This window comes from Mucilaginibacter sp. (genome assembly GCF_028287845.1).
Taxonomy (GTDB): domain Bacteria; phylum Bacteroidota; class Bacteroidia; order Sphingobacteriales; family Sphingobacteriaceae; genus Mucilaginibacter.
In genome coordinates this window covers 82895-103471 of record NZ_JAQBOW010000163.1, presented here as the reverse complement: position 1 = coordinate 103471, position 20577 = coordinate 82895, and the positions used below count along the sequence as shown (strand labels likewise).

Sequence of the window (20577 nt, the reverse complement as noted above, 5' to 3'; positions counted from 1 at the left end):
TAGCGGATTTTATTCGCTACGTTTGATTTTTTATAAATATGTCAAACAAAGCTGCTTACTCTTTCCTTGTTGGTTTTTGTGTTATTTTCTGGTCTTGTAATTATAAAAAAAAGGAAACCCTATTTACGCTCCAAAATAATACTACAATTGGCATTAGCTTTATCAATCAGGTAACCGAATCGGAAAAAACAAATGTATTTACGTTTCGTAATTTTTATAATGGCGGCGGCGTAGCTATCGGCGATATCAATAATGACGGATTAAACGATGTATTTTTAACCTCCAACCAGGGCGGCAATCAACTTTATATAAACAAAGGCAATTGGAAATTTGATGATGTTACCAGCAAAGCGGGCGTAAAAGGAACTAAATATTGGAGCACCGGAGCCACCATGGTTGATATTAATGGCGATGGCTGGCTTGATATTTATGTTTGCCATAGCGGTAACGGTTCGGCCGAAACGCGTGGTAACGAATTATTTATCAATCAGCATGATGGTACTTTCAAAGAAGAAGCTGAAAAATATGGTTTAAAAGATAACGGGCTTTCAACCCAAGCCATATTTTTTGATTATGATAATGACGGCGATCTTGACTGCTTTATACTCAACAACTCATTCAGGCCCATCGGGAGTTTTGACTTTACAAAAAGCCTGCGAGATGTATTTGACGAATTAGGCGGGGCGCGTTTGTACAGAAATGACAATGGCCATTTTACTAATGTAACAAAAACGGCCGGTATTTTTTCAAGCGATATTGGGTTTGGCCTTGGTGTTTCTGTTGTAGATATAAACCAGGACGGTTACCCTGACATATATGTTTCTAATGATTTTTTTGAACGCGACTATTTATACATCAACCAAAAAAATGGAACATTTAAGGAAGACATTCAAAACGAAACAGGTCATTTAAGCCTGGCTTCGATGGGGTCTGATATTGCCGACATTAATAACGATGGAAAATACGATATTTTCACAACAGAAATGTTGCCTGAAGGCGATGAGCGGTTAAAAAGAATGACATCATTTGAATCGTATGATGTAAATAAAATAAAGCAACACGATGGCTACTTTAATCAATATAGCCAAAATTGCTTACAGCTAAACAACGGTGATAATACATTTTCTGAAATTGCATTTTATAGCGGCATTGGCGCCACCGACTGGAGTTGGGGGGCATTAATGTTTGATATGAATAACGATGGGTGGAAAGATATTTTTGTTTCAAACGGCATTTACAAAGATCTTACAGATCAAGACTATATAGAGTTTTTAGGAAACCGCGAAAACTTAGAAAAACTTAGCGAAAAGCAACGATTTGATTACCGGGATTTTACGCAGAAAATGCGCTCAACACCTATTTCTAATTATGCATTTCTAAACAATCATGATCTTACTTTCACCAATAAAGCTACAGATTTTGGTTTAGCAGATCCTTCATTCAGCAACGGGGCAGCGTATGCGGATTTAGACAACGATGGTGATAATGACCTCATCGTTAACAATGTAAATATGCCATCGTACTTTTACAAAAACAATACTAAATCGGCCGATAATCATTTTATACAAATTAAACTTCAGGGCGCAGGATTAAATAAATTTGGTATAGGTGCTACAATAAAAATGTTTACCAAAAACACATCGCAAATTTATTATAACCAGCCTACACGAGGTTTCCAAAGTTGTACCTCCCCTAATTTAATTACAATCGGCCTCGGTAAAAACAAACAAGTTGATTCATTGCAAATTATTTGGCCCGGTGGCAATTACCAGCTTTTAAAAAACTTGGCGGTTAATAAACGGTATATTTTAAAAACTACTGACGCTAACCGCAAATACAATTTTATAACAACTGCAAAAAAAACCACCTTTAAAGAATCGGCCAAAAGTTTGTTTGATAGTATACCACACCATGTTGAAGACGATTTTATTGATTTTGATAATGAAAAACTAATGCTGCAAAAGCTATCAAACGAAAATCCGTACATGGCTGCCGGCGATTTAAATAAAGACGGTTTAAAAGATTTCTATTTTGGGAGTTCAAAAGGGACACCGGCAGCAATTTATATGCAGCAAAAAAACGGAAGATTTAAAAAATACGTTCCCGAAGATTTTAAGAAGCAAGTTTACCTGGAAAATGCAGGAGCTGTTTTTGGCGACTTTGATAATGATGGCGACGAAGATTTAATTGTTACCGTTGGCGGCAATGCTGATGAGGCTGGAACGCCCGTATATTTCCCGCGCTTTTTTGAAAATGATGGCAAGGGTAATTTAAAGCGCAATCCGGATAAAACAATACACGCGGCTGTAAATGCATCCATCATTGAAGCTTGCGATTATGATAAAGATGGTAGTCTTGACCTGTTTATAGGTGGTAGAAGCGTCCCCGGTTTATATGGGTCTTCGCCAAAATCATATATATTTCATAATGATGGCAAGGGTAAATTCAAAGATGTTTCAACAGAGATGTTTGGTGCCGATACTCATCTGGGCATGGTTACCGCTGCAAAGTGGGTTGATATTGATAACAATGGCTACCCTGATCTGGTAGTAACAGGCAATTGGATGGGCATTAGAATATTCATGAATTATCATGGAAAATTTAAAGAAGACAAGCAGTTGGCAAATTATAAAGGCTGGTGGAGCAGCTTGCAGGTTACGGATATTAATGGCGACGGAAAACCTGATATTATTGCCGGCAATTTAGGTCTCAACTCTAAGTTCCATGCTTCGTTTACTGAACCAATGAAGATTTACATTAAAGATTTTGATATGAACGGCACTAAAGAATGCATTACGTCAATGTATAAATCAGACCATGTAAATTATACTTTTAACATGAAACCAGACCTGGTTGGCCAAATGCCCTTATTTAAAAAACGATTTTTAAAATATGGCGAATATGCAGGCAAACCCTTTAATGAAGTTTTTACTAATGACATAATTGACAGTGCGGAAATACACGAAATTAATTACCTCCAATCGGCAATATTTTTAAATGACGGAAAAGGTAAATTTATTTGCAAACCCTTTCCTGGCAGGGCTCAACTATCACCCATTAATACCATATTATGTGATGATTTTACAGGCAATGGCAAAGTTGCAATAATTATGGGTGGAAACTCTTTTGGTTTTAAACCAGAGATAGGTCGGCTTGATGCCAGTTACGGCCTTATTTATACTTACAGCGATAAAGGATTTAAATACCTGGAACCATCAAAAAGCGGCATAACATTAAATGGCGAGGTTAGATCATCGTTACTTATTAAAAACGCGAACGGTGCTAAATATTACTTGTTTGGCATAAATGATAATGCACTTAAACTTTTCATGAGCAATAAGTAACCTCTTTATAACACCAACTTTAATGCAAAAAATAATTTTAATAGCTACGGTATTAGGCATTTGTCTTTTCTGCTCATGCAGGCAGGAAAAGAAAGGGGAAAGTGTTTTTAAATTATTGCCGCCAAATCAAACACATATTGGTTTTATAAATAAAAACACCGAGTCAAACTCGGCAAATATTCTTGATTATCTTTATTTCTACAACGGAGCCGGCGTAGCATCCGCAGATTTCAACAACGATGGTTTGCCTGATTTGTATTTTGTATCCAACCAGGGTTCAAATAAATTATATATAAATAAAGGGAATTTTAAATTTGAGGATGTAACTGACAGAGCTGGAGTAAAAGGCACCGGCGATTGGAAAACCGGGGTAACTATAGTTGATATTAACGGGGATGGTTTAAAAGATATTTATGTTACTGTTGTAGCGGGTTACAATGGTTTTAAAGGAAAGAATCAGCTTTATATCAATAACGGGGATATGACCTTTACAGAAAGTGCGGCCAAATATGGATTGGATTTTTCGGGGTTTTCTACGCAGGCATCATTTACGGATTATGATAAAGATGGTGATCTGGACATGTTTTTACTAACCTCGTCTGTACATAGTAATGACACCTATGGTGATTCAACCCAAAGATTCAAATATAGCCACAATGCCGGCGATCATCTGTTCAGGAACGATAACGGGCATTTTACAGATGTAACTGCGGGTTCAGGCATTTATGCCTCACCTATTGGCTATGGTTTGGGCGTAAGCGTAGGCGATTTAAATAATGATGGTTGGGATGATATTTACGTTAGTAATGATTTTTTTGAGCAAGATTACTATTATGTAAATCAACATAACGGAACTTTTAAGGAACAATTAAAAAGCGCTTTTGGGCATACCAGCTTATTTTCAATGGGTAATACCATGAGTGACATTAATAAGGATGGCCAGCTTGATGTTATATCCACTGATATGCTGCCGGAAGATATAAAAGCACTAAGATCTACTATTAATGACGAACCATTAGATATTTATAACCAGGAAGTAAATAGCGGATTTTATTATCAATATTCAAAAAACTGCTTACAAATTAACGTTGCCAACGGCAAGAAATTTATGGATATGGGGCTGTATGCAGGCGTAGCTGCAACCGATTGGACCTGGTCGCCATTGGTATCAGATTTCAACATGGATGGTATAAAAGATTTGTTTTTTTCTAATGGCATAAAAAAACGCTTAAATGATATGGATTACCTTAAATATCTTGGTAATCCTGGCGTTATCAGCCAATTTAAATCCAGCAAACACTTTGATAGAAAAAAAATTAATTTGATGCCCGATGGGGCAGTTCATAATTTCTTTTATCAAGGCAACGCTAATCTTAAATTTACTGATGTTTCCGCGAATAACGATATGCGCGATCCTACCATTTCTGCAGGTTCCATAGCAGTTGATTTGGACAATGATGGGGATCTTGAAATAATTGCAAATAATATGGATGCGCCGGCATCAATATATCGCAACATGACAATGGAAGCGCACATGCATAATAAACCAAAATTTTTAAGGTACGAAGTAAAGTATAAAAACGGCAATATTGACGGAATAGGCACAAAGTTCTATCTAAAATCTAAAAAACAAGTTGACCATCAGGAAGTGCAAACCAGTAATGCATTCGAAAGCAGTCAAAACAATAATTTGCTCTTTACTTTTTTGCCAAATGATGCTCCAACACAATTGCTTATTATATGGCCAGACAATACAAGCCAAACCATTAGTAACTTCAAGTTTAATCAAAAAACCATTATTACCTATAATTCAAAACTCTTAAATAAACCGGGCGATAACGCCGGCGTGGTTAGTGATTTTTTAAATAACAGAAAGCAGTTTGATAGTAAGCAATCAAATGCGCATACCATAGCCAACATAAAAACATTTGACACGCCTGACTTTAATTATTACTATTTACTACCGCATACCTATTTGTCACATACACCGGCAATTGCTACGGTAGATATTAACAAAGATGGTTTAGATGATATCTATGTTGGGGGTATTGCAGGCGAGGAAAAATATATTTTGCTGGGAAATAAAGCAGGTGGGTTTACCAAACTCAAAGTGCCCGCGTTTAATCAACAAGCTGATTTTGCTGATGAGGATGCACAATGGGTAGATGTAAATAACGATGGATTGCCTGATTTATTAGTGATGGGCGCTAATCACCCCTTTGCTGATGCAGATAAATTGATCCAACCGCGCCTATACATTAACAAAGGCAATAACCAATTTGAATACAAAGCGTTGCCTAAAATCACTTCGCGTTATTCAAAAATATTTGTTTTTGATTTTAACGGCGATGGATTGCCCGACATTTTATTGACAGCAAGTGTATCATATAGAAATTACACGGCACCTTCAACATCGCTTATTTTACTAAATAATGGTAAAGGGGATTTTAAACCGGCAGCTAAAAGTTTATGCCCGGATCTTACCGGAATAAAATTTATAACCCATATTGAAGCTATTGACGTTGATAAAGATGGTAAAGCGGATTTAGTAATTACAGCCGAGTGGCAGCCTATTTCAATTTTATTTAACAAGGGTAATAGGTTTGTTAAATTTTCATCTCCATTGTTAGATATGTTGGCGGGATGGTGGCAATGCGCAACAATTGTTGATTTAGATAATGATGGCAAGCCAGACCTGGTAGCAGGTAACTGGGGCCTAAACAATAAATACAATGTAACTAATGAAACACCCTTGTACGCCTATAATAGCGACGTTGATAACGATGGTAAAAATGACCTGATTTTATCATACAATTACCAGGGAAAGTATTACCCGTTCAGGCCCAAAAATGACCTTGAACAGGAGTTGCCTTATTTGAAAAAAGAATATTTGAGTTATCAAAAAATGGCTGATAAAACTACCGGCGAAATTTTAAAGGATAAACTGGATGATAGTAAAAAATTAACAGCCAACATATTCGCAAGTATTTTTATTAGCGATGTACTACATGCTAAGAAATATAAAGATTTGCCTTATACTTACCAGCAAGCTCCTATAAAATCTATACTAAAACAACCTGATGGCAGCCTGTTAGTTAACGGCAATTTTGCAGGTGTTGTACCCTACGAAGGCAGATATGATGCACTTGGATTAGCAAGTTTAACTTTTGATAAAAACAATAAAGATTTCCATATCCCCAATTATTGGGTTAATCCGCTGTTTAATTTCCAGGAAATTACCTGGGCCAAATATATCAAAACCATCAATGGAAGCAGTTTGCTCATGGTTAGTTATGATGGAAAGCTAATTATGGCCAACTAATAGCCTAACTTTTCGTACTTAATATATTGGATAATATAGATTTGTAACCCACTTGCTTGTATCTTTCTGAGTTATACGATTTGTAGCTAAAGATTCAAAAGGCATTGCTGGCGATATTAACCCATAATCTCTTCGGTAATTTGCAAGCTGCTTAACGGCGTTCCTCACCGTATTAGGGCCGCCGTTAACTGATGCTATAAGGATATTTCCTAAAACCATTTTGTTAATATACGATCCATTGCCGGCTACTATCTCTTTATTAATTGGTATACCTACCATTACGGCAAAACTGTTTTTACCTGTTTGATTTATATTAAGCATGGGCGAATCAATTACAACGGCACCGTGCTGTTTGATTTGTTTCTTTAAAATATTTATCATCGGATAAATCTTATCCGCACCGGGGTACTCATTCATGATAATCTGTTTTGCTAAAACCACAGAATCTTTAACCCTGGTTAATTTCACATCAATGTGATATACATTTTTGTCGTTTTCCAAAAATTCTTTTAAGTGTTTTAAAATAGCTGTTATCTGCCGTTCCGTAACGTCAATATCCCTAATCTGCATTACCCTTTTTATTGGATTGTAACTTAACGCTGTCTCGCCTTGCCACCTTACCTTTACTCTGCTTTTATCGGCTGCTATAAAGGAAATTCTTGTATTTATCTGTGAGCTGTTGGTATACGTTGCCAAATAGACTTCGCTATTGCTTATCTTTTTTATGGCAAACCTACTGCTGTTAAAACAATACTCCTGGCCAGTAGAATTAATAGTACCGGGCCACCACATCGGCCACTTTCCTTTATTAGTTAAAAAATCAAATACATGTCCTTCTGTTGTGGCTATAATAATTTCCTGATTAGTTAAACTCCCGGTAGGCAGTACAAAGAATGCTCTTATAAAAAATGCTATTACTATTACCAATAGTGCAAAAGATATTTTTTTAATCATGTTTATAAAGCTAAATTCCAAATGAATTGTTGAGTATCAGGGCAAACAAACTTGCTTTTGGCCCTGATGCCAGAATCACTACCTGTTTACTACCAATATAAATAATACCGATTTAGTATCTGTTTTTTTTTGTAAACAACAAAGCTTACCGCAAACGTTTGCGATAAGCTTTGCAGTGTTTAAAGTCGCATTTAAGGCAAATTGAATGGCCCGGCTCTATACATTAGAGCTGCCAATTATAAAAGAAGCAAAGGCTATAGCTCTAGAAATGGATGGCTTCTTAATAAAAGATGATTAATGAGGAGATTTTTTACGCTACTATGTGTTCAATTTTTGTGCTTAACCGGCAAAAGCTCCGGGCAAGATGCATCTCCGTGGATATTAAAAGCTAATAATATTAATCCTGCAAATTATTACGGAATTACAGTTGCTAATGGAATAATTGGTATAGTTTCTTCTCCCGAGCCCTTTAAAGTTAAAAACGTAGTGTTTGCCGGCGCTTATGACCTTTACGGCAGAGGCAGAGTTAGCAATTTCCTAAACGGTTTCAACTTACTTAATATGTATCTTGAAATTGACGGCCATCGTATTAATAATCAAAACGTAAGCAATTTTAAACAGGAGCTTGACATGCAACATGCATGTTTTACCACCACTTTTGATTACGCCGACAAAGCAACTATAACATGCACTTATTACTCGTTACGGCAATTACCATTTACCGTGCTAGAAAACGTATCGGTAACAGCAAAAAAAGATATTCATATCACCGCAGCCAGTGTTATGGAGGCACCCGACGAATTAAAAGAGGTGCAAAACTATTATAATGAAATAGACCGCCCGCATACCTCTATACAGTTACTTACCTCAACGGCAAAAAGCCCAACAGGTAAGCTTCAAATCAGCGCTTCTACTACTTTTTTATTTACTGAAGAGCATGGGAAAGAGCCGCGGGTTTTGCATGAAATGTGGGATAATAATATGCATTCTGCAAAATTCAATAAAAACGTATCCAGTGGCCAAACCTATCAGTTTGCTATTGCCGGTTCATCGGTAACATCATCCCACCACCCCGATCCTTTAAATGAAGCCGAACGCTTAACCATTTTTGCAAAACTTGAAGGCACTAACCGCTTAATAAAATTTCATGAAAACGCGTGGGCCGATCTATGGAAAAGTGATATTGCTATTGATGGCGACAAGCAGGTACAACAGGATATACATAGCATGTTATATCACTTATACTCCTTTTCAAGAGCCGGAACGGCTTATGCTCCATCCCCAATGGGCTTATCCGGATTGGGATATAACGGCCACGTTTTTTGGGACTCTGATCTATGGATGTTTCCCGCGCTGTTGGTGCTGCACCCTGAAATTGCCCGATCACTCATTGACTATCGATTCAATCGGTTAAACGAAGCCAGGCAAAATGCTTTTGCTCATGGATACAAAGGTGCCATGTTCCCCTGGGAAAGTGCAGATACAGGTGTAGAAGAAACACCGGTATGGGCACTAAGCGGCCCGTTTGAGCATCATATAACCGCTTGTGTTGCACTTGCCGCCTGGCAATATTATTGTGTTACAGGCGACAAACAATGGCTGCGTGAAAAGGGCTGGCCCATACTATCGGCTACTGCAGATTTTTGGGTTAGCAGGGTTGAGCAGAACGGTCCTGGCCATTTCGACATAAAAAATGTTGTTGCCGCAGATGAATGGGCAGAGAATATTGACAATGACGCATTTACAAACGCAGCCGCTCAAGTTAATCTTCAAAATGCTGTAAATACTGCCAAAATTTTAGATATAAAACCTGATAGTAATTGGGCAATTGTTGCGGGCAACATTCCAATTCTGGCATTTAGCGATGGCGTCACTAAAGAACATGCCGCATACAAGGGCGAAGGAATAAAACAAGCAGATGTTAATTTATTGGCATATCCACTTAAAACAATTACAAATACAGAACAAATTAAAAAAGATCTGGCATATTATGAAAAACGGGTACCCACGGAAGGTACACCAGCTATGACCGAGGCCATTTTTGCCCTGCTATATGCCCGTTTTGGCGATGGCGAAAAAGCTTATCATTTTTTTAAAGGAGCTTACGATCTAAACCTGTTACCGCCATTTAGGGTAATCGCTGAAACTAAAGGCGGCACAAATCCATATTTCGCAACGGGAGCTGGTGGTTTAATACAAAGTGTTTTAATGGGTTTTGGTGGTCTTGATATTACCGGCCAAGGCATTATCCAGCTCAAAAGCACATTACCTGCTAAATGGAAATCATTAACCATAACTGGTGTTGGTATTAATAAACAAACTTATACAGTAAAATAGTGAAAAAAACATTCTCCATATTCTTACTGGTTCTGTTCCTATTTAACGCTATAGGTTACAAGGCTATGTTTTATTATATGGAGCAAAGCGCCAATAAAGAATTGGAGCAGAACCTGGATATGATGAAAATAGCCGGGCATGAAACTATAACTATAAAAATACCCATCAATCTTCCCTATCAAGTCAACTGGCGCAATTACGAAAGAGTGGACGGTGAAATGACTTATAAAGGGGTTACCTATAAATACTTTAAGAGAAAAATATACAATGATTCGTTGGAATTGGTTTGCGTCAACTTTAAAGAAAAAACCATCATCAGCAATAAAAGTGATGATTACTTTAAAAAGGTAAATGACTTGGCTAGCAATGGATCAACAAAAAAGCAAACTCAAAAACAACAAAAACAAGATGAATATTGTCGGCTGGAATTGGATAAGACAGTCGATGTGTACATAGAGGTAAAAGAAACAATTAAGTTTGGCGGTAAAAGCATATACCCGTCCGGATTTACCGAAAATGCAGAGATCCCTCCCGAGGTTTAGTAAATTATAAGTTAAAACTGTTGTTTGACGATTGTTAAACACAATTTATGTTACTTAATATTTACTACAAATGAGACGACTTTTTATAAAATTGACGTGGTTGGTTATTTTATTACCAGCGTGCCAAAATATTGACTATAAAAAAATATTCCATAACCCTGCGCTTTACAGCAGTACGGTTCATGAATTAAACCAGGTGGTAATGGGTAATAATTTTACACCAGTAGTTGCCTCCAGAAATTATTCTTACGCAAACATTGCCGGTTATGAAGTAATAGCTGCGGGTTACCCCAAACAATATACATCTTTAGTTGGTCAACTAAACGGGCTAAAAAAGGTAGCCGAACCATTTGCAAATGAAAAAATAGATTATGAATATGCTTCACTACTGGCTTTTTGCAAAGTTGGACAGGCAGTTACTTTTCCTGAAGGAAGCATGAAATATTATATTGATAGTCTGCATGACTTGGCAGTATCTCACGGGATGCCGGGAGTGGTCATATCTGGATCAGAAGATTTTGCTAAAAGGGTTTCAGAATCAATAATAAAATGGAGCAAAGGCGATAATTATTTTAAAACACGCAGCGCATCCAAATTTTCTGTCAAAAACATGGCTGGCAGATGGATACCTACGCCCCCATCCTACGCGGCGGCGGTAGAACCTCACTGGCAGGAAATAAGGCCCATGGTAATGGATAGTGCAAATCAATTCGCCGTTTTACCACCACCTGATTTTAATGTAACGGATAAAGGAAGCAAGTATTACGCAGAGGTAAGCTATATAATAAAGGCAACCGGCAGTTTAACTCCTGAACAAGAACAGATAGCTGATTTTTGGGACGATAATCCGGGCAAACTCAATGTGATTGGCCACGTGCAATACATTACAAAAAAGTTTTCTCCACCAGGACACTGGATGAGTATTACCGGAATTGCTGCCGGCCAGGCAAAAGCCGATTTTGGAACCACCGTTTGTGCTTTCGCCAAAACATCAATCGCGTTATTTGATAGCTTTATTCAATGTTGGTCTGCCAAATACAAATACAATACCGCAAGGCCTGAAACAGTTATCAATAAATTTTTTAATGCAGATTGGCGCCCCCGCTTACAAACTCCGCCATTCCCGGAATATACATGCGGCCATTCAACGATATCTGCATCCGCAGCCGAAGCACTAACAAGTATGTTTGGTGATAAGCTAGCGTTTAAAGATACATCAGAACTTGAGTTTGGTATAAAAAGCAGGTCTTTCCCTTCATTCAGAGCAGCCGCTGCCGAAAATAACTGGGCACGTTTTTATGGCGGCTTGCACTTTCATAACTCATGTATAGTAGCAAACGAAGCCGGAAAAAAAGTGGGCGACCTGATAGTAATGCGCCTGCGTATGAAAAAATAAGGAGGTTGATGTTCCAGTAACATTATTAAAAAGATGCCGGTAAATAACTTTTACACGTGCAAAACAATCAGTTTATAACCTTCAATTTTAAAACAACAAAAATGAGAAAGCAAATTTTTATCATAATACTAACAACCATAATTTCTGCTAAAGTATTTTCACAGGGCTGTGTTGCTATACGCAGTACTGGTGGGGTTTGTTCTATGTTAGATCATCCGGATAGCACTAACGCTCATGGCGGCTGGATATTCAATTCAAACAACCGCTATTATCGTTCATACAAACACTTTATAGGCAGACAGGAACAAACCCAACGGATAGCTTTGGGCACTAATGTAATTAATCATGCCTACACCCAGGACATGGCATTAACCCGTGTATTTAACAGCCGTTGGGCGGTTGGTATTGATATTCCGATACTGGCTAACACTCGTTCTTCATTATATGAGCATGGGGGCATTACCCGGGCATCTACATCGTCTTTTGGTCTGGGCGATATTAGAATAACTACTTATGCCTGGTTACTTGATCCAGCCAAAACGAAAAATTTTAACATACAAGCTGGGCTCGGCATTAAATTTGCCACCGGCGCTTACAATTATCAAGATTATTTTAAAACTACCGGCCCCGGGGGCACTAATTTATTGGGTCCGGTAGATCAATCTATACAATTAGGCGATGGCGGAACCGGCATAACTCTGGAAGTAAATACCTTTTACCATTTAACATCAACTTTTAATCTTTACGGCAATTTTTATTACCTATCTAACCCTCGCGAGGTAAATGGTGTTTCTACTGCGCGCGGAGGCACGGCCAGTGCCAGCACAATTGCTAATGGTAGCGACGTAATGAGCGTACCCGATCAATATATGTGGCGTGCCGGTGCCAGTGCCAACATAAATAAGTTTACTTTTTCTGCAGGTTTAAGAGATGAATGTTTGCCGGTACACGACCTTATTGGTGGCAGTAATGGCTTTAGAAGGCCTGGGTATATATTGTCTGTAGAACCAGGTGTTACCTATGCATTTAAAAAATTTACTGTATATGTGTTTGCTCCATGGGCATTGATACGTGATCGTACGCAAAGTGTACCTGATATTTTAAAAACACAGCAAACCGGTGTATATGCACATGGCGACGCCGCTTTTGCAGACTACGTGATTAACGTTGGCGTTAGTTTTAAACTTTAGATTTGATTATACAACACATATCTAAATACTATTTCAAATCAAACGGTTTGTATGGCCCTATTAAAAGCTGTACAAACCGTTTGGTATTGGATAATGCTAGACATTAACTACTTAATTTTCAATATTATATTTGTTCATTAACGTCAATAAAACGCCGTTAGTCCAACCAAACCCATCTTGCAAAGGATATTCGCCACCACCCGCAGTTAAATTTATATCTTCAACATTGTATTTTTCAAGCAATTTTCCTGTTTGATTAAATACACGCAGATTTAGACGTATCCATCTTTTAGCAATAGCTTGAGCGAGCGTATCTATTTTGTATTTACTAAGACCATCAATAGCCATATATTGTAACGGGGCCCAGCCGTTTGGCGCGTCCCACTGCTGCCCTGTTTTATTCAAGGTTGTAACAAGGCCACCAGGTTTTAAAAAGTTTTTCTGTAACCCATCTGCTACTTTTTGCGCCTGACTCTGCGAAGCTATCCCAAATTCTAATGGGTAAACGCCCGCTAAAGTTTGTACTGGCGACATTTGTTTGGATTTCCAGTTGTAATCAACAAACCAACCGGTTTTTTCATTCCAGCAATACTTTAATATAGCAGTTTTACGAATTAAGGCTTTATTGCTATAATACGCATATAAAGCAGTGTTACCTTGTAAATGGTAACTGTGTGCTATGGTAAGTTCAAGGTTATAAAGCAGGCAATTTAAATCTACAGGAACCATATCTGTAGTGTTTATGGACGATAATTGTTTGTCGGCGTCGAACCATCGGCTGCTAAAATCCCACCCCGATGCGGCCGCCGAGCGCAGATTCTTGTAAAATGCGGCATGTTGCTGTGTGGTTGCCTTTGCGGCTGCAATGTCTTTACTGTAAGCCTCCTCCCGGGGTTCGTTACCTGCGTCCCAGTACCGGTTTAACAATTCATCATTTCCCAGGCAAACTACCATCCGGTTAATATCTCCCACTTTTAGATGGGCCGATCCCGACATCCAGTAATTATATTCTTTTAATAATTGGGGTTGATATTGGCTGTAAACTTTATTACCGTTTTGCTTTGCCAATAACGTAACCATTAATGAAAAAAATGGGGGTTGTGAACGAGTTAAATAATAAGTACGGTTGCCATTGGGTATAAACCCGACATGATCAATTAAGTAAGCAAAATTGTTTATCATATTTTGAATAACCTTTATTTTATGACTCTGCTGCAGGCCAAGCATGGTAAAATATGAATCCCAGTAATATACTTCCCTAAAACGGCCGCCGGGAACAACATAAGGATAAGGCAACGGGATAAGTGAGGATTGGAGAGCCTTATCAGGCTTGCGTTGTAACACTTGCCACAGGGTATCTATATGTTTTCTTATTCCCTGCTTGATGTCACTTTTAAAGCCACCGTTGTTTGTAACAGGGATTTGAAAATTTGCTAAAACAAACTGCTTTAAATCAAAACCTGTACTATTCTTTTGATAATTATAGGCCTTGATGATTACAGATGGGGATGACTTAGGCACTGCATCCGCAAAAGTTTTATTGTCTGGAAATAGGGCAGCTGATTGTACGGCTTCAAACAAACCCGGATATAATTTTTGCGGTGTAACCTGACCAAAACAAACGGCTGTACAAATTAAAAGTAAAATACAAATTAGATTTTTCCTCATGATTTTGTTGCTAAGATTAGTATCGATATTAATTGATTTTTAACCATATAAACTATTTTAATGGCCTTTATCAATATCACTACAATGTTGCAGCTTTTATAGTTTTAAATTTCAACAACAAAGCTTTTCGCAAAGCTTTTCGCAAACGTTTGTTACAATAGTGAGCCTTAATTGCCTTCAAAGTTTACGCTACAGATTTAACTTGCAGCAATGATTAATTGACGTAAACACCATCAAATTATATTTTCATGAAGATATTAACGAAGGTACCCAAGTACATCATCCTTTTGACTTTTTTTATTATGCAAACACAACAAGCCGATTCTCAAGTTATGATGCAAAATGACCAATCTATCCCAGATAGAAAATGGTGGAAAGAAGCTGTTTTTTACCAAATATATCCGCGAAGTTTTAAGGATAGTAATGGGGATGGCGTAGGCGATATAAAAGGCATAATATCAAAACTTGATTATATCAAAAAATTAGGCGTTGATGCTGTATGGCTAAACCCAATTTACGCCTCACCAAACTATGATAATGGATATGACATAAGTGATTACCAAAGTATTATGACCGAATTTGGTACCATGGACGATTTTAATAAAATGTTAAAGGGTTTTCATGATCGTAAAATAAAAGTGATAATGGACTTGGTGGTTAACCATTGCAGCAGTAATCATAAATGGTTTAAGGAAGCCAGAAAATCACGTAGCAGTAAATATTACAATTACTTTCACTGGTGGCCTGCCGAAAATGGTGTACCACCTAAACGGATTAGTTTTTTTGATGAAAATGCCAACGGCTGGAAGTATAATAAAGAAACTAACTCTTATTATTTACATTATTTCGCAGCACAACAACCTGATCTGAATTGGGAAAATCCGGTATTACGACAGGAAATTTACAAAATGATGCGATTTTGGTTGGATAAGGGAATAGATGGATTTAGGATGGATGCAATAGCTTTTATATCTAAAGACATAAAATTCCCGCTGCTACCCCCGGAGTATAATGGAAATTGGGCACATTATTATGCAAACGGTCCATTCCTGCATGATTATATAAAAGAAATGAATACAGAGGTATTAAGTAAATATGATGTAGCTACCGTTGCAGAAGCTGAAGGATCTGTAGAAAAAGTAATAAAGTTTGTTGATCCTGCAAATCATGAACTTAATATGGCTTATCATTTTGAAGGGGTTGAATTAGGCTATTTACCTAACGTTTATAAAAGAGTTGATCCTAATGGATATAATTTACTTGAATTTAAACACATCTATTCAAAATGGGACAGTGCATTTTCAGTTAAAGGATGGGGTACCATTTATTTAGGTAATCATGACCAGCCAAGGATGCTTACACGTTGGGGCAATGATACGCCGGAGTTTAGAGAAGTGTCGTCTAAAATGCTTACAACTTTTATTTTAAGTATGCGAGCTACACCCTATTACTATTTTGGCGACGAATTAGGTATGAATAACATAAAGTTTGATAAAATTGATGATTATAATGACATCGAACTACTTACAAATTATATGCAGGTTAAGCAAAAAGGCGGTGACTTAAAAAGATTCATGGAAGATATGAAAATATCATCAAGAGATAATGGCCGAACCCCTTTTCAATGGAACACAAGCGAAAATGCGGGGTTTACAACAGGAACTCCCTGGCTAAAGATAAACCCTAATTATAAATATATTAATGTTGAATCTGAAGAAGCAGATAGCAACTCAACGTTAAACTATTTTAAAAAAATGGTTGGGTTAAGAAAAAATAATTTGACACTTATTTATGGTTCATATCATATGGTCGATGAAAACAATCCAGATGTTTATGCTTACACCCGCGAGTTAAACGGTAATAGATATTTAGTTGTTTTAAATTTTAAACCGCGTGTATCTATCCTTACGGTTAGCTTTAAATATGACCATTTAGATTTGGAAATAAACAATTACCCGGATAAACCCCGGCTAAATGATGAACATGAATTAATTTTAAAACCATACCAATCTGTTATCTATAAAGTTTCGAAATAATCCTTTTTTAGAGATTAAATCTGTTAATTATTAGTTAGACAGACCAAGTTACAATATTGTCGCATGCGGAGTGAACGGCAATATTTAAACCTTTACCGTTTTGTTCAAATGTTCGTGGTATTCCACAAGCTTTAACATAACATTAATAGTGGTTTCATAATTCTTTGCGCCAACCACCTTTTTGTACTCCTCTTCAAGAACTTCCATTTGGCTTTTAACATGCCCATAAAAGCTAGTACCCTTATCCGTCAAATACAACATTGCCGAACGGCCATCGGTGCTGCTCTTTTCGCTGCATACCAGGCCAATCTCCTCCAGCTCCTTGATTACTTTACTGGCTGCCTGTTTGGTTATGCTTAAGTTTGATGCCAGTGTACTATTTGAAATACCCTTTGTACCGATACTCATGAATAGCGGTATATGTGAATGATTAAATCCTTGTATATTTTCATAACAAAGCTCATTACAATACCAACTATCAGACAATCGTTTCAAAAGGTAAAGCAATCTACAGGTCATCCTGTTTGCATTCTCGTTTAACATAATCTTATTTTTAATATTCAATCAATAGATATTGATATCAGACTGAATAAAGTCAATTTGGTTTACAAATTAACTTTATTTTTTACAATTAACTTATATATCGGCGTGATTAGAACTGCAATTTAACAAATACCCTAACACCCCATTTTGGCGCGTCCGGATGATCAAGGTAAGTTAGTCTTCTAACCAGATCTAAACGCAATACCTTAAAGATATTTTCAATACCTGCGCTGGCTTCCATATAAGGGCCGTTGTTAAGCATATAAGTAATAGGTTTCCCGTCGCCGTTTACAGGAAACTGTAATAAGGATGGGTCATTGGCGGGGTTATTTTCTTGCCTTAAACCACCCCATAATGATTTAAACGAAACTACTTCCCTTAGCTTTAGCTCGCGCAACAAGGGCACCCTGTTAAAGAAGAACCCGTTAAAATGCTGATCAATATTGATGCTGGCATAATGGTCGCTAACAAATTCCAGGTAGTTCATCATGTTATATGACTGTAATTGCAATGCATAACTCTGGTTAGCATGATGAATATCCAGCAAGGGATAAGGCAGCTTATTAAAGATGTACCCCCCCTCTGCCGCAACATCTGCGAAACCCAGTTGAGAAAGGTAAAAGCGCTTGGTAATGTTACCTGTAACACTCTGATAATTGTACCCACCATTAAGAAATCCATTTATACCTTCCTGGTAACGCAAGGTATAAACGGGATACTTGTCAGGAATAGGTGTACGATATAATTTCCCCTGGTAAAACTTTTCATGAGGCGCATACCGTAGTTCCATCGATAATTCTGTGGTTTGCAAATCATTTATAATATTTGGCTGGCCCGCAACATTGTTCTGGAAATACAATTCGCCTGTTGGAGACTGGTTCCAGCTTTTCAGTTCAAACTTGTAGGAGAAATGGCTCAGATACTCATGTACATAATCCAGCCTGAAGATATCATTATAAGTATAAATGCCATGGTCACCGCGCTTAAATGAGAGCAGGAAGTTATCCTCTTGAACAAACTGAAGTTCCTGTCCCGGTATTTTGGTGTCGCGCTGTACGCTGGCTCTTAAATACTCCTGGGGAAAAGAATAGATTGATTTATCGTTCAGCGAATAGGTGCCACTAAAAAAATATTTAAACTTTTCATCTTTAAAGCCATAAGCACCATAGGTTTCAAAGTAATAGCGTTTGCTAAGTTCAGTGGTTGTACGCCCGCCTAGCCTCAACCTAAAACCTTCCACTGGGTTAAAATTGTAAAAGGTATTTACCGGCCCCACTTCAAAAGGGCCTAAATTATCATACCCTGCAACAAAAAGCGTAACCAGTTTCATTGTCCGTTTAAAGGAAGGGATGGTTTGCAGGCTATCAATATTCTTATATATGTTTGCCTGTCCTGGTTTTAGTGTATCAGGACGATTAGCTTTCCAGAACTCATCCCCTTTTTCGGCTGCGTTATAGGCGATCATCTGTGCCGGACCTGAATAAGCTTCTTGGGGACGTGGTTTGTTAACTGCAAAGTTGTTAATAATCACCACACGTTCGCCATAAACGCCGCCGCCTTTATTTTTGCTCAGGCCAAAGTCCATCTTCAAATCACTCTGGCTCAACCGGTACCGTCCGCCTTCGGTTTTTTCAAAGGCCAGGGTGGTTTGCATCTGGCGTACAAAGTTCAGGTTAATGTTTTTATTTACCGATAATATTGCCTTTTGCACGGCATAATTGCCATCCATAGTAATATATATCTTACCCTCAAACAGCATATTTGTAGTATTGCGCGGGGTAAAACTCAGCTCGATCAATTGCGGACTCACATCTTTGATGGTATCCGTAATAAAGAATTTGTAGAATGACGGTGCCCCATCGGCAATCGGACTCAGCAACTGGTTACCCAGTAACGGAATATTATTATCGTAGATCTCAATATCCATATACATGCGATTGAAGTAAGCTTTCAATCCTTCGTTATCTACAAAGTTTTCATCGTATTTCACCTGCTTATTGGCCTCTATTACTTGTTTTTTAGCATACGGCGACTTGCGGAAATAGTTGTCAGAGAGCTTTTCCTCCATGTACACCGGCAGCAGGTTTTTACCGCCAATGGCAGCAGAATCCTGTTCTGTAAATAAGAATTGATAGTTTTTAAATATTTTCTTGCTTTTAAATTTTTCTGACAGGTCGCTCAGCGAGAACATCATTCGTTCATATTGCTGATATTCGGCGTAATTGTAGTTTTCAATCCTATTTTGATCTTTGTGGGCGATCACCTTACGTATCAGTTCAACAGCAGGGTTGTTTTTATTGGTATATCTGGTTTTTTTTCCACTTTTTATTACCACCTCATTCAATGTTGTTCGGTCTTCGTTCAAAGTGATATTGATAGCTTGTACGGTGCCTGGAGCAATATCTTTATAGATTGTTTTATAACCGATAGAGGATATTTTAATTCGCTTATAGCTTCCGTCGCTGCTCAGCCTGTAATTTCCCTGCATATCAGTGCTGCTTCCGATAGTAGTGCCATCAAAAGAAACACTTACACCCGGCATCGTCTCGTGGGTACGCATATCGGTAATTACTCCTTTTATGATTGTTTGCTGTGCCATCAGCATGCTGGATAATAAGACCAGCAATAGCGTAAGCGAGCTTTTAATTAGGTTATAAGTATGGTTTGTTTTCATGACATTTAAGTTTGTAATTGTGGTTTCAGGCAGCTTGTTGATAATCGTAATTCTCTTAGTATCTAATACTGCAATCGGGTCTGTACTTACTCTCATTTTTTTGAACAGGTCGGTTACCGCATTATTTCTGATGGTTTCAGCAGTAGCTGTAAAATACCCTTTCAGAAATATCAGCAGCATCCCCATTTCCATATCCGAACCCATAAAGTTGTCCCTAAAAAGTTGCTTAACTAACGGAAGCAGATAGTAACCTACTTTATCGGTTGAGAATTTAGGTACTGAAAAAAGCCCATTCATAGTAAAGCTCTTTACACCGGTAACCATCAAATTAGAAATCTTCTCTAAAAATGTTTGGCTGAGATTGATACATTGCGTTTTCATACTACTTAATTAACAGTACAAAGGTAAACTTAGTTGACTATTTTAGTCAACTAAGTTTACTAAAATTTGCTTTTGATTGTTTTTTGACGCTGCTGTGATACAACAGACATAAGGATGATAAAAGTGCTAAACTAACCCCTGTTTTCTAAACAAAGACTAATGCCGGAGAAGTTTTAATAGCACTATAGCG

The 20577-nt window shown here is 37.7% G+C and carries 11 protein-coding genes; 7 read left to right on the top strand and 4 right to left on the bottom strand.

Annotated elements, in window-relative coordinates; genetic code table 11:
* The first annotated feature begins 38 nt into the window (after positions 1 to 38).
* Both JWP71_RS17120 and JWP71_RS17115 read left to right on the top strand, forming a co-directional pair.
* The gene (locus JWP71_RS17120) at positions 39 to 3344 is read left to right on the top strand and encodes a VCBS repeat-containing protein (protein WP_299502509.1); all 3306 of its coding nucleotides are present in this window, start codon (positions 39 to 41) and stop codon (positions 3342 to 3344) included.
* Positions 3345 to 3366: 22 nt separating this feature from the next.
* Positions 3367 to 6666, top strand: a complete 3300-nt coding sequence (locus JWP71_RS17115) for a VCBS repeat-containing protein (protein WP_299502506.1) — start codon at positions 3367 to 3369, stop codon at positions 6664 to 6666.
* A gap of 18 nt (positions 6667 to 6684) precedes the next feature.
* Here JWP71_RS17115 and JWP71_RS17110 read toward each other — a convergent pair whose 3' ends face one another.
* On the bottom strand, positions 6685 to 7620 hold the full coding sequence (locus JWP71_RS17110; protein ID WP_299502504.1) for a GyrI-like domain-containing protein: 936 nt from the start codon (positions 7618 to 7620) through the stop codon (positions 6685 to 6687).
* Positions 7621 to 7917: 297 nt separating this feature from the next.
* Here JWP71_RS17110 and JWP71_RS17105 point away from each other — a divergent pair, with 297 nt between their 5' ends.
* The 4 genes from JWP71_RS17105 to JWP71_RS17090 all read left to right on the top strand — a co-directional run bounded on the left by JWP71_RS17105 (position 7918) and on the right by JWP71_RS17090 (position 13085).
* Positions 7918 to 9957 (top strand): glycoside hydrolase family 65 protein, encoded by a 2040-nt coding sequence (locus JWP71_RS17105; RefSeq protein ID WP_299502501.1) that lies wholly within the window; start codon positions 7918 to 7920, stop codon positions 9955 to 9957.
* The gene (locus JWP71_RS17100; RefSeq protein WP_299502499.1) at positions 9957 to 10499 is read left to right on the top strand and encodes a hypothetical protein; all 543 of its coding nucleotides are present in this window, start codon (positions 9957 to 9959) and stop codon (positions 10497 to 10499) included. Before JWP71_RS17105 ends, JWP71_RS17100 begins: the two co-directional genes overlap by 1 nt.
* A gap of 70 nt (positions 10500 to 10569) precedes the next feature.
* Positions 10570 to 11895 (top strand): vanadium-dependent haloperoxidase, encoded by a 1326-nt coding sequence (locus JWP71_RS17095; protein ID WP_299502497.1) that lies wholly within the window; start codon positions 10570 to 10572, stop codon positions 11893 to 11895.
* A 101-nt stretch (positions 11896 to 11996) separates the two neighbouring features.
* Positions 11997 to 13085 carry a hypothetical protein gene (locus JWP71_RS17090; protein ID WP_299502496.1) on the top strand — a complete coding sequence of 363 codons (1089 nt, stop codon included), beginning with the start codon at positions 11997 to 11999 and terminating at the stop codon, positions 13083 to 13085.
* Between the two features lie 111 nt (positions 13086 to 13196).
* Here JWP71_RS17090 and treA read toward each other — a convergent pair whose 3' ends face one another.
* On the bottom strand, positions 13197 to 14753 hold the full coding sequence (treA, locus tag JWP71_RS17085; RefSeq protein ID WP_299502495.1) for an alpha,alpha-trehalase TreA: 1557 nt from the start codon (positions 14751 to 14753) through the stop codon (positions 13197 to 13199).
* Positions 14754 to 15055: 302 nt separating this feature from the next.
* On the opposite strand from treA, the gene JWP71_RS17080 reads away from it, so the two are divergent.
* Positions 15056 to 16789 carry an alpha-glucosidase gene (locus JWP71_RS17080; protein WP_299502494.1) on the top strand — a complete coding sequence of 578 codons (1734 nt, stop codon included), beginning with the start codon at positions 15056 to 15058 and terminating at the stop codon, positions 16787 to 16789.
* Positions 16790 to 16873: 84 nt separating this feature from the next.
* Here the strand turns inward: JWP71_RS17080 and JWP71_RS17075 are convergent, their stop codons facing one another.
* Positions 16874 to 17308: a MarR family transcriptional regulator gene (locus tag JWP71_RS17075; protein WP_299502553.1), complete on the bottom strand. Its 435-nt coding sequence runs from the start codon at positions 17306 to 17308 to the stop codon at positions 16874 to 16876.
* A 133-nt stretch (positions 17309 to 17441) separates the two neighbouring features.
* Positions 17442 to 20387, bottom strand: a complete 2946-nt coding sequence (locus tag JWP71_RS17070) for a DUF5686 family protein (RefSeq protein ID WP_366143542.1) — start codon at positions 20385 to 20387, stop codon at positions 17442 to 17444.
* Positions 20388 to 20577 lie beyond the last annotated feature (190 nt).

What these genes read in the sequence shown, in the direction of transcription:
- JWP71_RS17120 (WP_299502509.1), top strand. Translation starts at nt 39, where the DNA reads ATGTCAAACAAAGCTGCTTACTCTTTCCTTGTTGGTTTTTGTGTTATT.
- JWP71_RS17115 (WP_299502506.1), top strand. Translation starts at nt 3,367, where the DNA reads ATGCAAAAAATAATTTTAATAGCTACGGTATTAGGCATTTGTCTTTTC.
- JWP71_RS17110 (WP_299502504.1), bottom strand. Translation starts at nt 7,620, where the DNA reads ATGATTAAAAAAATATCTTTTGCACTATTGGTAATAGTAATAGCATTT.
- JWP71_RS17105 (WP_299502501.1), top strand. Translation starts at nt 7,918, where the DNA reads ATGAGGAGATTTTTTACGCTACTATGTGTTCAATTTTTGTGCTTAACC.
- JWP71_RS17095 (WP_299502497.1), top strand. Translation starts at nt 10,570, where the DNA reads ATGAGACGACTTTTTATAAAATTGACGTGGTTGGTTATTTTATTACCA.
- JWP71_RS17090 (WP_299502496.1), top strand. Translation starts at nt 11,997, where the DNA reads ATGAGAAAGCAAATTTTTATCATAATACTAACAACCATAATTTCTGCT.
- treA (WP_299502495.1), bottom strand. Translation starts at nt 14,753, where the DNA reads ATGAGGAAAAATCTAATTTGTATTTTACTTTTAATTTGTACAGCCGTT.
- JWP71_RS17080 (WP_299502494.1), top strand. Translation starts at nt 15,056, where the DNA reads ATGCAAACACAACAAGCCGATTCTCAAGTTATGATGCAAAATGACCAA.
- JWP71_RS17075 (WP_299502553.1), bottom strand. Translation starts at nt 17,308, where the DNA reads ATGACCTGTAGATTGCTTTACCTTTTGAAACGATTGTCTGATAGTTGG.
- JWP71_RS17070 (WP_366143542.1), bottom strand. Translation starts at nt 20,387, where the DNA reads ATGAAAACGCAATGTATCAATCTCAGCCAAACATTTTTAGAGAAGATT.